This is a genomic window from Prevotella sp. S7 MS 2 (genome assembly GCF_000762865.1).
Classification (GTDB): Bacteria; Bacteroidota; Bacteroidia; order Bacteroidales; family Bacteroidaceae; genus Prevotella.
Window position 1 is genome coordinate 1 of record NZ_JRPT01000037.1, and the last position, 15,013, is coordinate 15,013.

The following is a 15,013-nucleotide window of genomic DNA, read 5'->3' on the forward strand; positions in this document are numbered from 1 at the left end:
ATCCCGAACTCGCGTACAGAATGTAATAGCAAGTATCTATCCTGTATTTCTTGGTATGAGCTTTGATTCGTGGGAAAACTTGCTGATGACTTTTAATCAACTCTGCCAAAAAGGCACTACGCTGGTGCTAGATGAGTTTCCATATCTAGTAAGTTCGTGCAAATCACTTCCTTCTACATTGCAAAAATTGATTGATTCAAAGGACCTTAACTTTAATCTTATTATATGTGGCTCATCACAAAGAATGATGCAAAGGCTGATGTTAGATGCATCTGAGCCTTTATATGGTCGTGCTCATGAACGCATGGTACTTCAACCGATAGGATTAGGTTACTGGAAGCAGACTTTTGATTTGACGGCAGTACAGGCCATTAAAGAGTATGGTGTGTGGGGAGGTGTACCAAGATATTGGGAATTACGTGAAGATGAAGATAGTTTTGAAGATGCACTTAGACGCCTGATATTTGATTCAAATGGTGTGTTATACGATGAACCTGCTTCTCTTTTTATGGATGAAGAAGGAAATACTCAGCTTTATGCTTCCATAATGACAGCATTGGGACGTGGCTTTTGCCAGTTTTCAAGGTTATCAGATGCGGTCGGAAGAAAAACTACGGAGCTTAGCACGCCTTTAAAAAACTTAACGGATATGGCATATATTTGCAAAGAAGTGCCATTTGGAGAGTCAGAGCGTAAAACCAAGAAAACGCTTTATCGGATAGCAGATCCGTTTCTAGAGTTTTATTATAGGTTTGTCGCACCTAACAAATCATTGATAGCAATTGGCAGAAATGAACGGGTAAAAGCGATGGTGGATGCTCAATTTAATGACCATATCGGGCATTTATGGGAACGTCTTTGTCTTCTTGCCGTGTCTGGTAATGTGTTATTTGGTCATGAGTGGCAGATGGCACGCCGCTGGTGGGGAAAAGTTATCAATGAAAAAGGAGAGTCTGAGCAGTTGGAATTTGATATTGTTGCAGAGAGTGTAGATAAAAAATATCTGCTCATAGGAGAATGTAAATGGAATAAAGCAGATTATTCCAGTCGCTTATTAGCCGAACTGCAACGTAAAATATTACTTCTTCCTTTTGCTAAAAAGAAGAAGATTGTGTTATGTTTATTTTTGCGTGAGCAACCTTTGGATAGTGGGGAATGCAATATCCTCTATCCTGATGATGTGGTAAAGATGTTGTAAAGTGTTTTTATATACTTTTGTCGACTACTTACTTTTCCTAGCAATGATTATCTCTTTCTTGTCTTTGGGTAGGGGAGTGAGCCACTTGATGGTATTGTTTTTCAGTTTGAGACCGGCCACACTCTTGGCATATAGTATGGGATTGCCACTCTGCTCAAAGGTATTGCCGATGATACGAATGTTCTTGTGAACCGGGAATTTCGGGTCGATTATCTTGTTTGACGGGTTGATGGCGATGGTAGCACGCTCCGGATTGGCATTGAATCCGCAATCGATAAAAGTGTTTCCCTTGATGAGAACATCGGTTACAGGACCTGATTCAAACCATCCTTCGGCGTCGCCCTCTATAAGTATGGCACTCATACCGGTTTTCAAGAATGTATTATTAGCAATAACGGCTTTACGAGGGGTGGTGACTAGCACGCCACGCGTACTGGTACGCGTGAAAAAGTTGTCTCGAATCTCGACTTCGGGCGTCCATGTAAAATTCTCAATACAGTCGTGATTGAGTTCTATATCTGTTGGGATGTCGCGGTTGAGAACGAGCTGTATGGTTCTTGGATTCAATGCTTTTACAGCTTTTACAGTGCATTGACTGTAGCGCAACATTCTTGCTGCCCGGACGAAATAGACCGTATCGCCGGGAAAGAAGGCCTCGAAGCCGTAGGTTTGTGGATGCATGAAGTGTAGTTCTAAGGTGCGGTTATCGAATTTACGGATGATGCGTAGGTTGGTTCCATGCACGTTGATGCAGTCGTCTTGGGCTCCGGCATAGCGACAATTGGTAACGGTTATTTTGCCGGCACAGCCTGAGAAATGCATGAAGTCGGCCGAAGAAGCCAGCAATCGTCCACTATCTTCGCGTGGTTCACAGTACACGCTGTCCATTGTAATGTCTCGTGTGAACTGACTTACGATACCCAACCCGTGCATATAGTGTACATATACGTTCTGCAAAGTAATATTACGGCTATACGCAAGGAACATTCCCACTTGATCGCGGATGATGTCGCGCACGGTGAGGGTGTTACCTATTTGAGGTTGGAAAGTTGATGGTGTGTGGAATTTTAGGATACCGGAACTGATTTCCTCAACGTCTGAATGAGCTAGAATCTTGTTGAAATCATTGGTATATTGGAAGTGTTGAGTCTCAGGACTGTACTCTATGCAATGGTTGCGATTGCTACGCCAACCTTCACCAACGAGTTGTAGGCGATGGTTGATGATGGTGTAACGACTGTCGGGATGCAGTTTGAGTACCACACCGTCATTGTCTTGCTTTATGTAGGTGAGTTCTGAACCGCCCGGACGCTCAAAATCGAAATGCAGATTATGGAGTTTGATTTCGCTACTGTGCCAAGTGGAGAGCATCGTCATCTTGCCATGATACATGAGAGTGGCTCCATTGCCCTCGATGGTCAGGTTTTGGAGGCTGTCGAGTAACAAGCCAATGACCTTGGTTTTCGACGGACATTCTATCTCGGAAGAGGTGTTGCTGATGTAGAAATCGCGTCGTTGTGCTCCTTCAGGCCATAAATCGTAGCGCCCATTCTCAAATGTAAGCACTTTGACATGATGTGTACGACAGTATTCGATAGCCTGTCGAAGCGCTTTGGTACAATTCTCAAAACTATTGGCGCGAGCACCAAATTGCGCTACGTTGACGGTATCGATAGATTGGGCTTGCAAATGTAGCGAGCAGCAAATGGCAAGAATGGATGCCAACAGTAGTCGGCTGTGTTTCATGGAATAAGGTGTTTGTGTTTATTTGATGTATTGTACTTCTTGCATATCGGCTATTTGCCGGAGGTTGGCAACGATTTCTCGTACCTCATTACGGTTGTGTACACGTACTTCAATGACGCCATCGAAGATGCCATCGTTGCTAGTGACGGTGACTCTGTGGATATTAATATCCATCTTACCGGATATGATTTCAGCGACATCGTGTAGCATTCCCTTGCGATCAATGCCGTGTAATTCGATGATTGCATCGAAGAACATCTGGTCGTGCATGTCCCATTGGGTGGCAAGGATGCGGTTGCCGTAGCTCGTTTTCAACTTGCTTGCAATCGGACAGTTGCGACGGTGTATCTCTATCTGTCCCTTATTATCGATATAGCCGAGCGTGTCGTCGCCGGGAATGGGGTGACAGCAACTGGGGAAGATAAACGTTCTGATGTTGTCTTCATTGATGATGAGCGGCTTCTTGCGGTTGAAGTCTTTGCCTACAATAAATGTCTCCGGCTTCTTTTCGGCAGTTTTATCTTCTTTTTTATTATGTCCTAAGAATGGAACGTATTTACGCCAACCCAGCGATGTGGATTCTTTCTTGGGCTTACCCATAAGCCCGTCCAAGTCTTTGGCTTCAAGAATGATTTTCTTTTCGGCCAATGCTTGGAAGAAACTCTCAGGTTTTTGGACGTCATGAACATCGCAGAGCTTATCTACAATAGACGCCGACATCTGCATATCGTTCTGCTGTAGCCAAGTGTTGAGCAGTTCCTCACCTTTCTTTTGTAATGCTCGTTCATCGCGACGGAGGATGGCTTGTACCTTGGCACGGGCTTTAGCGGTAGACACAAAGTTAATCCACGAAGGTTGAACATGCTGTGCTTTGCTTGTCAGTATTTCTACTTGGTCGCCACTTTGCAGCTTATGACTGAGCGGTACAAGCTTGTGGTTGACTTTGGCACCGATGCAATGACTACCTAAGAATGTATGGATTTGGAAAGCAAAGTCGAGAGCCGTACAGCCGGCGGGCATCGTTTTAATCTCTCCTTTGGGCGTGAATACGAAGATTTCTGATGCAAACAGATTGAGTTTGATGGCATCAAGAAAGTCCATCGCATCGGGTTGTGGGTCGTCAAGAATTTCTTTGATGGTGCGAAGCCAGTCGTTAAGTTCGCCTTCGTCTTCTGTGTACTCGCCCCCCTCCTTGTATTTCCAATGGGCGGCGAAACCTTGTTCGGCCACTTCATTCATACGATCGCTACGTATCTGTACCTCAATCCATCGGCCTTGTTTGCTCATCAGCGTCACGTGGAGTGCTTGATAGCCATTTGCTTTGGGATGGTTAAGCCAGTCGCGCAGACGATCCGGATGGCTCTTATATATCTGACTGAGGGCTACATAGATGTTGAAGCATTCGTTGATTTCGTTGTTTCGTGATTTCGGAGTGAAGATAACGCGAACGGCAAGAATGTCGTAGATTTCGTCGAAAGTGACGTGTTTGTTTTGCATCTTATTCCAAATAGAATAAGGACTCTTCACTCTTGCTTTGATTTCGTATTGAACTCCCATCTTATCCAAAGCCTCTTTGATGGGACTAGTGAACTGAGCGAACAGTGTATCGCGCTGTGCTTCGGTGGCAGCAAGTTTCCGTTCTATCTTGGCATATTCCTCCGGATGTTCGTAACGGAAGCTGAGATCTTCGAGCTCTGTCTTGATTTTGTTGAGGCCAAGTCGGTTGGCCAGCGGGGCATAGATGTACATAGTCTCGCCCGCTATCTTGTATTGCTTGTTGGCAGGTTGGCTATCCAGCGTTCGCATATTGTGTAGACGGTCGCATATCTTAATCAAGATGACGCGAATATCGTCGCTCATGGTGAGCAGAAGCTTTTTGAAATTCTCTGCCTGAGCAGATGCTTTGTCACCAAAGATACCACCGCTAATTTTTGTCAAACCGTCTACAATTTGGGCTATCTTAGGCCCAAACATATTCTCAATGTCCTCTACTGTGTAGTCGGTATCTTCTACAACATCGTGGAGTAGAGCCGAACAGATACTTGTAGAACCTAACCCCATCTCTTCGCAAGCAACTTGTGCGACGGCTATAGGATGCATGATGTAAGGCTCACCGGAGAGTCGTCGCACTCCTTTATGAGCCTGACGGGCAAAATTGAATGCCTTGGTAATGATGTCAACCTTCTTCCTATGGCGTGAAGCCAAGTAGGTATCTAGTAGATGTTGGAACGCATCATTAATCAATTGATTGTCCGCTAGTTCGCGGTTTTGCTCTTTCAAAGTATGCTCGTCCATAGGATGGTATCGGTTAAAGGTTCTTATTTCACTTTTATCTTCTTTCCGGCGCGGATGCTATTACCGGAAATTTTGTTCAGCTTCTTCAGTTTTTTAACGGTCGTACCGTTGCGTGCTGCGATTTCAGAGAGCGTGTCTCCTTGGCGAATGGTAATACTCTTGCCACGGCTTCTCTTCTCTCTTTTGTGGCGACGTGATGATGATGAACTGCGATGACTGTAGCTTTTGCTTGGTCGATAAGATGGTATGTCGTCGTTGACAGCCACTTCTTTACGCTTCATAGCCAAATCGTCAGGCCCGTAAGCATAGACAGCTTTCTCGTTATCGATGAACTCTGTAATCTTAGCAGAGGGTAGACGGAGTGCGGTTAAGCCATTGCTGCCATTGATAATGTTGCGACGATATTGCGGATTCAGCTCTTGTATCTGATCAATGCTGATACCTAGAACGTGTGATAGTTGCTCAAAATGAATGTCACGGTTTACCATTACGGTGTCTGTCTTGCCCGGTAAATCGGTCGTCATAGGACAGATGTTGTGGTCGCAATAGTAGTTCATGATGTAATTGGCGGCTATGAAAGCCGGTACATATCCTCTAGTTTCTTGTGGAAGATAGGGATATATTTGCCAGTAGTCATTATGCTTGGCACGGTGCATGGCTTTGCTAATTTTGTCGGGACCACAATTATAGGCGGCAATGACAAGATTCCAATCACCATAGATGTCGTATAAGTCTTTCAGATAGTGGGCTGCTGCATACGATGCTTTGACGGGATCGCGACGCTCATCGACCAAAGAATTGACTTCAAGATTATACCGTTTGGCTGTTCTTAACATGAATTGCCATAGTCCGGTAGCACCTACACGCGACACAGCAAGCGGATTTAAGGCTGATTCTATGACCGGTAGATATTTCAATTCCAATGGAAGACCGTAGCTTTCCAGTGCCTGTTCGAAGATAGGCATGTAGAAATTCTGTGCTCCAAGCATAAAGGCTACAGAGCGACGGAGGTGTCCGCTATAGCGATCAATGAACTTCTGAACCACATCATTGTATGGCATTTCGATGATAGTTGGCAACTTGCTGAGGCGTTCCTTGTACACTTTGCGATCGTACATAGGATTGATGTCGGGCATGTTACAGCTTGTATCAATTCTCAAGTAGGCCTTTGAATTATAGAGATGGAGCAGACTGTCCAGCTCTTGGGTCATAGCTTCGGGGAGTTCTATTACTTCATTCTTCCCTTGCGCGTCTGTCACTGTGATTTCGTTGTCATCATTTGATTGGGCTTGCATGCTGCAAATCCCACCGAACATCATAGTGATAACGAGTAGATAAAGTTTTTTCATTCTTTTGTTTCTTATTTAAAAGTTCAGGCTACAGTTCAATCCTACTGCACCGGCTTTAAATGGATTGCGCTCTGTCTGATTGTTTATGATGGTGGGTGTCACTCTTAAACTGAGGTCGTTGGATATATCAAACTCAGAAAGAGAGGCATCAACATAAGCGTCAATGACGGAGAGAGCATACACACCTATCAATACGAAGATGCTCAAATCACGCCATCTGCGAAACCTGTCTTTACGTTTTTTGAATAGATTCTGATAGGTAGATATGTTCGAAGAGTTTATCTTAGCTCCTAAATGCAGAAAATCGTTGTAGCTTTGTGTATTTGGATCGTCGTCCATCAAGTCTAGGTATGCTTTGGCATAATCCTTATACATTTGGTTGTTCCAATTGATAGCGTAAGCACAACCGACCATTCCACCATATATAATAGGTAGTTTCCAAAACTTACGGTTATATATCTGTCCGGCTCCGGGCATCACCAAGGCCAGCCAAAGTGCTCGTTTCGGACTAGGTCGCCATGTCGTCCAGTCTCTTTTTTGCTTTTTAAGAGCCATGCTATCAGTCGATGTCAAAGCGAGACTGTCCTTATGTGTTAATGCTTGGGATATCTTAATGGTTGTGGTATCTTGCGGCATTGAGTACTGGGCACGCCCCGATAAAGGCGATAACATGACCAACGCAGTGAACAATATGTGAGTCAAACCTTTCACGTAGGCTTAATCTTTCAGTTTATCGAAGATGTTCATGATACGCTCTAGTTCTTCTTCATTGGCAAAAGGGATACTGATTTTGCCCTTCCCTTTAGAAGAACAAGTGAGCTGAACTTTCGTGTTGAGGAAAGTGGAAAGTCGCTTTTTCAAGATACCGAACTCTTCCGGAAGTTGTCTTTTAGCTATAATCTTCTTCCGCCCGCTCTCTATATCGTCGCCATTCTTGAGATGTTGAACCATCTCTTCGACCTGTCGGACAGAGTAACCGTTCTTTTGTACCTCCTTAAAAAGTTTGATTTGGAGTGATGGGCTATCGATAGCGAGCAGTGCCCTAGCATGTCCCATGTCGATTTCTTTCTTCTGTAATGCCATCTGAACTTGTGCCGGAAGCTTAAGAAGACGCAGATAATTGGCAATTGCCGTACGGCTTTTGCCCACACGTTCTGATACCTTTTCTTGGGTCATACCGCTTCCTTCCATCAGATGTTCATAGGCCAAAGCAATCTCAATGGAGTTTAAATCTTCGCGTTGTATGTTTTCCACCAATGCCATTTCCATCACGTTCTCATCGCTAATCTTGCGAATATAGGCTGGAATAGCGGTCAGTCCGGCCAATTGTGAAGCACGCCAACGACGTTCGCCGGCAATGATTTGGAAATGATTTTCAGCAGTTTGACGTAGCGTGATAGGTTGGATGATGCCTATTTCACGGATACTTGCTGCCAGTTCCTGCAATGCTTCTTGGTCGAATTCGCGGCGAGGTTGATTTGGATTTGCCTCTATTTGTTCGATAGGAATCTCGTTGATAGTCGACGAACCTTGAGTACTTACTCCTTCTGTGGATATTAGTGCATCCAGTCCTCTGCCTATTTGGTCGAGTCCTCTTCCTAGGTTATTATATTTTTTGCGTACTGCCATAGTGCTTGATGAGTTCTTTAGTTGATAAGTTAATGAGTTTTTGACTATATAAGCGGGATGTTTTGATCAAGAACTTATGAACTCAAAAACTCATTAACTTACATCACTTATTCTTATTGATAATCTCTTTGGCCAATGCCAAGTGGTTCTTGCTACCGGTAGAATCGGCGTCGTAAAGTATCACGGGAAGACCATGACTAGGACTTTCGCTTAGTTTTACATTGCGCTGAATGACGGTTTTGAATACCAATTCTTGGAAGTGGCGCTTCACTTCGTCGTATATTTGGTTGGCCAAACGCAGACGACTGTCGTACATGGTCAACAAGAATCCTTCGATTTCCAACTTCGGATTCAACTTGCTCTTGATAATCTTGATGGTATTGAGCAACTTGCTGATACCCTCCAAGGCAAAGTATTCGCATTGAACAGGGATGATAACAGAGTCGGCTGCCGTAAGAGCGTTCACCGTAATGAGCCCTAGAGACGGGCTACAGTCTATCAAGATGTAGTCATATTCGCTTCTAATGGGTTCAAGAAGTTTTTTGAGTACTTTCTCGCGACTTTCCAGATTGAGCATCTCTATCTCTGCACCGACAAGGTCGATGTGGCTGGGGATAATATCCAGACCGTCTATATCTGTTGTGTAGATGGCATCGCGTACGTCGGCATGGTCGATGATACACTCATAGAGAGAGCATTCCACCTCTTTTATATCCACGCCTAATCCACTGGAAGCATTGGCTTGTGGGTCGGCATCTACAACTAGCACGCTCTTTTCCATGGTCGCCAATGAGGCCGCCAAGTTGATAGTTGTAGTGGTTTTTCCCACTCCGCCTTTTTGATTAGCTAATGCGATTATTTTTCCCATTTGTTATTGCTGTTGTCGTTACGGTTTTAGTTGCAAAGTTACAATAATTCATTGAAAAGGCCGTATTTTACTCCTTTTTTTGCTACTTTTGTAGAGAATTCAACATTATTATAAGATAAATGAAGAAACCCTTTATATTAATTTCAAACGATGATGGTTATCATGCCAATGGTATCAAGAGTTTAGTAGCGATGGTTAGTGACTTTGCCGATGTCTTGGTGGTTGCTCCTGAATCAGGACGTTCTGGTTTTTCGGGTGCTTTCTCGGTCACGACTCCGCTACGTTTGAAGCCACGTCACAATATGCCGAATACTGAAGTATGGTCGTGTAATGGTACACCGGTGGATTGTGTGAAGCTAGCTCTCGACCAGCTTTGCCAAGATCGCCGTCCTGACCTCATCTTGAGTGGCATCAATCATGGTGACAATTCGTCGGTCAACACGCATTATTCCGGTACTATGGGAGCTGCCATGGAGGGGTGTATGAAGTATATTCCGTCTATAGCCTTCTCTAGTTGCGACTACGATGTGAATGCCGATTTGACTCCATTGACACCGTATGTACAACGCATTGTACAAAAGGTATTGTCCGAGGGACTTCCCAAAGGCATCTGTCTGAATGTGAACTTCCCCGCAGGTAATACTTTTAATGGTATTAAAGCATGCCGTATGGCTTATGGTCGCTGGATTAATGAGGTGGTCAAAGAGCGGCATCCGCGTGATTTCGATTACTTCTGGATGGTGGGAGAGTACCACTGTGACGAGCCAGAAGCTGCAGATACCGACTATTGGGCATTGGCTCATAACTATGTAGCTATTACTCCTACGCAGATGGATGTCACTGCTCATGAGTTTGTGAAAGAAGTGAATAACTGGGAGTTGTAGGAGAAGTAAGGAGTTAGAACTGGAGTTAATGGGAGATAAGAAGGAAGTTAACAGGAGTTATAAGGGAGATACGGGAGTTAATGGACAAATGTTTTATAGCTTATAAATTATGGACTATTATCTGATAACTTCCGTTAACTTCTGCCTAACTTCCATTTACTCCAATTCTATCTCCCATTAACTTCCTTCTTAACTTCCCAAACTCCTTTAAAAAGAAAATATGAAATACTATCTCATTGTAGGCGAAGCCAGCGGCGATTTGCATGCTTCTCATCTCATGAAATCGCTACAAAACATAGACCCGGAGGCGCAATTCCGCTTCTTCGGGGGCGAGTTGATGTCGGCAGTGGGTGGAATGCGTGTCAAGCATTATCGTGAATTGGCTTATATGGGGTTCATTCCGGTGTTGCTCCATCTACGTACCATCTTCCGGAATATGGCTTTCTGTAAGCAGGATATTGTTCAGTGGAAACCTGATGTGGTTATCTTGGTGGATTATCCGGGCTTCAATCTCAATATAGCCAAGTTTCTTCATGCCCATACCGATATACCTGTTTATTACTATATCTCACCGAAAATATGGGCTTGGAAGGAGTGGCGAATCAAGTCTATACGCCGGGATGTAGACGAACTGTTCTCTATTTTGCCCTTTGAGATTCCGTTCTTTGAGCAAAAGCATCATTATCCCATCCATTATGTGGGCAATCCTACGGCCGATGAGGTACGTCTGTTCTTAACAGATTATCACGAGACAAAAGTCGAATTTTGCGCTCGTCATCATTTGGAAGAGAGTAAACCTATCATCGCTTTGCTTGCCGGCAGTCGTAAACAAGAGATAAAAGACAACTTACCGGCCATGATAGAGGCTTCTCGTCCTTTGGCCGAAGCGTATGGATACCAACTTGTTTTGGCCGGCGCTCCGTCTATAGACGATGATTATTATGTGCAGTATGTGAGTGGTTGCGACGTTCACATGGTCAAGAATGAGACCTTTGCGCTGTTGGCTCATGCCTCTGCGGCCCTTGTTACCAGTGGTACTGCCACGCTCGAAACAGCTCTTTTCCGTGTGCCGCAAGTGGTTTGCTACGAGACACCGGTGCCTCGTCTCATTCGTTTTGCGTTCAATCACATCATCAAGGTACCGTTCATAAGTTTGGTCAACTTGATAGCCGATAGAGAAGTGGTTCCCGAATTGTTGGCCGATAGATTCTCTGTGGCAAATATCAAGAGCCACTTGGAACCCCTTCTTGCTGATAGCAAAGACCGTAGTCTGATGCTAGAAGGTTACGAAGAAGTACACCGTAAGCTTGGCGATACGGTGGCTCCGGACAATGCTGCACGCATCATGGTCGACTTATTAAGCAAGAAAGGGTAGGGCGTATGCGTTGGTTCGTTGGTTTGCTGATAGTTCTCCTAGTATCGTGCAATGCACGTGAAGAAGCTAAATTGCGTGATACCTATTACACACGCAAGGGTGAGAAGGTAGTTATCACGCCCATTAAGCATGCCAGCATTCAGATTAATTTCCGTGGTTTGGAGTACGAGGTAGACCCCGTGAGCAGTTACTCACGCCCCATTATCGACTATACCGATAAGCCTAAAGCTGATTTTATCATCGTCACCAATGAACATTTAGACCACTTCGATCCCTATGCCATTGCCCTTCTGACCAAGAATACGACCAACATTCTGTTGCCTTTGCGCTGTATGAACAAACTTGCTAAGACCACAATTTATTCTCATTGTGTGCTGATGCGTAATGGTTTCAAGGCAGAGTTGGACGACGATGTGACAGTTTTTGCCCTTGCGGCTTACAATATCACGAAAGATAAGCGTCGTCATGCGCCCAAAGGCGTGGCCAATGGTTATATCCTCGACCTTGACGGATTCCGTATTTATATTGCCGGTGATACGGAGTTGACGCCCGAAATGCGTGGTGTGAAGGATATAGACATTGCCTTTTTGCCATGCGATTATACGCAGGCGCTCGATTTAAAGCAGTTCCGTGAGGCAGCTCGGATGATTCGTCCGAAGGTACTTTATCCCTATCATTATGGGGCAACCGATACCACCGCTATCCGGAAAGCTGCGAGCGGACTCGGCATTGATGTTCGTATGAGAGCATTTAGGTAGTATGCCAAAGGTGCCGGAAGGTACTTTGTTTTTATGCATTTAGACTGAAAAACGGAGACACATAAGTGGTTGTGAGCATTTGGCACAACTTCCACTAACTTCTAAACTCCTACCTTCCCATTTTTAACTCGCCTACTTGTCTGCTCATTTACTTATTAATTAACTTTCAAACTCTTTACCCTCAACATCCTGCAAAGGCTCCGCAACATTGCTGCCTCGATGTTTCAGCAATGCTGCGAAGCCGAGACAGCAAAACTGCCAAGCCTTTGCAGTCTGGTAGTTGACAAGTAGGCGAGTAAGTAAATAGGTTTGTGTGTGGTTAGAAGTTGGGGATACGACTTCGTAAAGTGAATAAGATTGAGGGCGAAAAGCGACGGGGCGGTCGGTCATGATAAATCATGATGGGGCAGAATGCCTAGTTTTAAGTATTGCAGAGCAGGACCTATAGGAGTAACTTTGCAGCAAGTTACCCCTATAATTCATTTTAACTCAAAATAAAACTAAAGTATGATAGGAAAATTACGCTTATTTTTATGTATGGCATTGATGGGATTCTTATTGCCCATGAATGCCGAAACAGACACTCCACCGAGTAAAACCGAAGCCAATGTATATGGACATGTAGTCGATAGGAAGACCGGTGAACACTTGCCTTATGCCCATGTGGTGGTGAAAGGAACTACCTTAGAGACGGCTACCGATGCCACAGGACATTACTTTTTGAAGAACCTGCCACTCAGACTCTGTCAAATAGAAGTGACGATGGTGGGCTATCGGACGGCTGTGATGGAAGTGACGACAAAGAAGAATGTTTCTTCCGAACTTAATTTCTCGCTCGAAGAAGATGCTATTTCGCTCGACGAGGTGGTGACAACTGCCAACCGTACGCAGACATTACGGCGCGAAGCACCTAACTTGGTAAATGTCATTGACTCGAAAATCTTTAAGACTACCAATGCCATGTGTATGGCTCAAGGACTGAATTTCCAGCCCGGTGTACGCACGGAAGACAACTGTCAGAACTGTGGATTCTCACAAGTGCGTATCAACGGGTTAGATGGTCACTACTCACAGATACTTATCGACTCGCGGCCTACGTTCTCTTCACTCAACGGTGTGTATGGGCTTGAACAGATACCGGCTTCTATGATTGAACGTGTAGAGGTGGTAAGAGGTGGCGGTTCTGCTCTGTATGGGGCATCGGCTATAGGTGGTACGATCAATATTATTACACGTGAGCCATTGAGAAACTCCGCTGAAGTGGCTCATACATTGACTTCTATTAATGGGAAGAGTGGACGTATAGAAAACAATACCACGGCTAATCTCTCCATTGTATCGGAAGATGGCAAGACAGGGTTGTCTGCTTACACGCAATACCACTATCGTCCGGGCTACGATCATGATGGTGACGGATATACCGAACTACCCAATCTGCGTAATGAGACGCTCGGTTTGAATGCTTTTTATAAACTCAATGCCTATTCCAAGTTGCGTTTGCAACTGCACCATATAGGTGAGTTCCGGCGTGGTGGCAATCATTTGGAGCGTGCACCGCATGAGTCGAACATCACCGAACAGTTAGACCACAACGTGAATGGTGGTAATTTGAGCTATGATTTCATCTCGCGTAGTGCTGTCGACCGTGTGAAAGCATATTTCTCTTTCGGCACCACGCAGCGTAAAAGTTACTATGGCGGTATTGCAGAGGGTACCCCCGACGATGTGGAAACGGCTCTGAAAGCCTACGGACGTACGCGTGATTTCACCTATGTGTTGGGTGGTCAATATGTCCATTCGTTCGCTAAGCTGGGCTTTATGCCTGCTCATCTCACCTTAGGAGGGGAGTATCATTACGATGGATTAAAGGATGAGATCAATGGCTATAATCATTTGTTGGAGCAAAAGGTACGTATCTATAGCGGTTATGTGCAAAACGAATGGCGCAATGAGGCTTGGACATTACTTGTAGGCGGTCGACTTGATAAGCATTCCATGATTCGTCATGCCATCTTTAGTCCGCGTGTCAATGTGCGATATAATCCTTCGCAGGCTGTCAGTCTGCGTATAGGGTATGCCGGAGGATTCCGTGCGCCACAGGCATTTGATGAAGATTTGCATGTAGGCTATGCCGGTGGTGAACGTGTGATGACACAGTTGGCGGCTAATCTCAAGGAGGAACGCTCGCATAGTTTCAGTCTTTCGGCCGACCTATACCACAATTTCGGCAATGTGCAGACCAACTTCTTGGTGGAAGGATTCTATACAATGCTGCGTGATGTGTTTGCTTTGCGCAATCTGGAAAAGAAGGATAGTGAAGGAAACAGTTTGCAGGAACGCTACAATGGTAGTGGTGCTAAGGTATTTGGACTAAACTTTGAAGGGAAAGTGGCCATGAGTCGGTGGTTTGATTTTCAAGCAGGTTTGACCTTACAACGTAGCCTTTACGACGAATTGACAGAGTGGGACGAGGCTGCTCCTAAGGTAAAGAAGATGTTGCGCACGCCCTCTACCTACGGGTATTTCACGGCATCGCTCCATCCTGTACGCCGATTGACGCTCTCGTTGTCGGGTAATTACACCGGGACAATGTTGGTTGGTCATGCCGCCCATACTTTGGAGAATGGCAAAAAAGTAGCTGCTGAAGCGGTACAGACACCAACTTTCTTTACTCTGAACACCAAAGTGGCATACGAATGGCCGCTTACTGCTTATATGAAGATGGAAGTGAATGCCGGCATTCAGAATATTACGAACGATTATCAACGCGATTTCGACCGTGGATGGGGACGTGATTCGGGATATATCTATGGTCCGGGACAACCACGTTGCTTCTTCGCAGGTGTGAAATTCTCTTATTAGAAGCGCGGTATATACGGTAGTAGTATCAAAAAAGCGTACTCTCTCGGTG

At 44.9% G+C, this 15,013-nt stretch carries 11 protein-coding genes; 5 read left to right on the plus strand and 6 right to left on the minus strand.

Annotation, left to right across the window (positions count from 1 at the left end; all coding sequences use genetic code 11):
* Positions 1–1,198 (plus strand): ATP-binding protein (locus HMPREF0671_RS07390; RefSeq protein WP_036898875.1); only part of this gene is annotated, 1,198 nt, incomplete at its 5' end.
* Positions 1,199–1,222: 24 nt separating this feature from the next.
* Here the strand turns inward: HMPREF0671_RS07390 and HMPREF0671_RS07395 are convergent.
* From HMPREF0671_RS07395 to HMPREF0671_RS07420, 6 genes are all read right to left on the minus strand, one after another.
* Positions 1,223–2,944 (minus strand): right-handed parallel beta-helix repeat-containing protein, encoded by a 1,722-nt coding sequence (locus HMPREF0671_RS07395; RefSeq protein ID WP_036898878.1) that lies wholly within the window; start codon positions 2,942–2,944, stop codon positions 1,223–1,225.
* 18 nt (positions 2,945–2,962) lie between these two features.
* Positions 2,963–5,239, minus strand: coding sequence for a bifunctional (p)ppGpp synthetase/guanosine-3',5'-bis(diphosphate) 3'-pyrophosphohydrolase (locus tag HMPREF0671_RS07400; RefSeq protein ID WP_036898882.1), 2,277 nt, complete (start codon positions 5,237–5,239; stop codon positions 2,963–2,965).
* Positions 5,240–5,262: 23 nt separating this feature from the next.
* Complete coding sequence (locus HMPREF0671_RS07405; RefSeq protein WP_036898885.1) at positions 5,263–6,588, minus strand: lytic transglycosylase domain-containing protein; 1,326 nt, start codon at positions 6,586–6,588, stop codon at positions 5,263–5,265.
* Positions 6,589–6,603: 15 nt separating this feature from the next.
* Positions 6,604–7,260, minus strand: coding sequence for a DUF5683 domain-containing protein (locus HMPREF0671_RS07410; protein WP_052052920.1), 657 nt, complete (start codon positions 7,258–7,260; stop codon positions 6,604–6,606).
* A gap of 45 nt (positions 7,261–7,305) precedes the next feature.
* Positions 7,306–8,217 (minus strand): ParB/RepB/Spo0J family partition protein, encoded by a 912-nt coding sequence (locus tag HMPREF0671_RS07415; RefSeq protein WP_036898891.1) that lies wholly within the window; start codon positions 8,215–8,217, stop codon positions 7,306–7,308.
* A 103-nt stretch (positions 8,218–8,320) separates the two neighbouring features.
* Positions 8,321–9,085 carry a ParA family protein gene (locus HMPREF0671_RS07420; protein WP_036898894.1) on the minus strand — a complete coding sequence of 255 codons (765 nt, stop codon included), beginning with the start codon at positions 9,083–9,085 and terminating at the stop codon, positions 8,321–8,323.
* Positions 9,086–9,204: 119 nt separating this feature from the next.
* Here HMPREF0671_RS07420 and surE point away from each other — a divergent pair, with 119 nt between their 5' ends.
* The 4 genes from surE (at position 9,205) to HMPREF0671_RS07440 (ending at position 14,964) form a co-directional block, all read left to right on the plus strand.
* Complete coding sequence (gene surE, locus HMPREF0671_RS07425) at positions 9,205–9,969, plus strand: 5'/3'-nucleotidase SurE (RefSeq protein WP_036898897.1); 765 nt, start codon at positions 9,205–9,207, stop codon at positions 9,967–9,969.
* Between the two features lie 220 nt (positions 9,970–10,189).
* Positions 10,190–11,344 (plus strand): lipid-A-disaccharide synthase, encoded by a 1,155-nt coding sequence (gene lpxB, locus HMPREF0671_RS07430; RefSeq protein ID WP_036898901.1) that lies wholly within the window; start codon positions 10,190–10,192, stop codon positions 11,342–11,344.
* Between the two features lie 5 nt (positions 11,345–11,349).
* On the plus strand, positions 11,350–12,102 hold the full coding sequence (locus tag HMPREF0671_RS07435; RefSeq protein ID WP_036898904.1) for an MBL fold metallo-hydrolase: 753 nt from the start codon (positions 11,350–11,352) through the stop codon (positions 12,100–12,102).
* A gap of 507 nt (positions 12,103–12,609) precedes the next feature.
* On the plus strand, positions 12,610–14,964 hold the full coding sequence (locus tag HMPREF0671_RS07440) for a TonB-dependent receptor (protein ID WP_036898907.1): 2,355 nt from the start codon (positions 12,610–12,612) through the stop codon (positions 14,962–14,964).
* Positions 14,965–15,013 lie beyond the last annotated feature (49 nt).

Bases quoted from the DNA above. Each gene is read 5' to 3' on its own strand.
- HMPREF0671_RS07405 (WP_036898885.1), bottom strand. From the start codon at position 6,588: ATGAAAAAACTTTATCTACTCGTTATCACTATGATGTTCGGTGGGATT.
- lpxB (WP_036898901.1), top strand. From the start codon at position 10,190: ATGAAATACTATCTCATTGTAGGCGAAGCCAGCGGCGATTTGCATGCT.
- HMPREF0671_RS07400 (WP_036898882.1), bottom strand. From the start codon at position 5,239: ATGGACGAGCATACTTTGAAAGAGCAAAACCGCGAACTAGCGGACAAT.
- HMPREF0671_RS07435 (WP_036898904.1), top strand. From the start codon at position 11,350: ATGCGTTGGTTCGTTGGTTTGCTGATAGTTCTCCTAGTATCGTGCAAT.
- HMPREF0671_RS07415 (WP_036898891.1), bottom strand. From the start codon at position 8,217: ATGGCAGTACGCAAAAAATATAATAACCTAGGAAGAGGACTCGACCAA.
- HMPREF0671_RS07440 (WP_036898907.1), top strand. From the start codon at position 12,610: ATGATAGGAAAATTACGCTTATTTTTATGTATGGCATTGATGGGATTC.
- HMPREF0671_RS07395 (WP_036898878.1), bottom strand. From the start codon at position 2,944: ATGAAACACAGCCGACTACTGTTGGCATCCATTCTTGCCATTTGCTGC.
- surE (WP_036898897.1), top strand. From the start codon at position 9,205: ATGAAGAAACCCTTTATATTAATTTCAAACGATGATGGTTATCATGCC.
- HMPREF0671_RS07420 (WP_036898894.1), bottom strand. From the start codon at position 9,085: ATGGGAAAAATAATCGCATTAGCTAATCAAAAAGGCGGAGTGGGAAAA.
- HMPREF0671_RS07410 (WP_052052920.1), bottom strand. From the start codon at position 7,260: ATGTTATCGCCTTTATCGGGGCGTGCCCAGTACTCAATGCCGCAAGAT.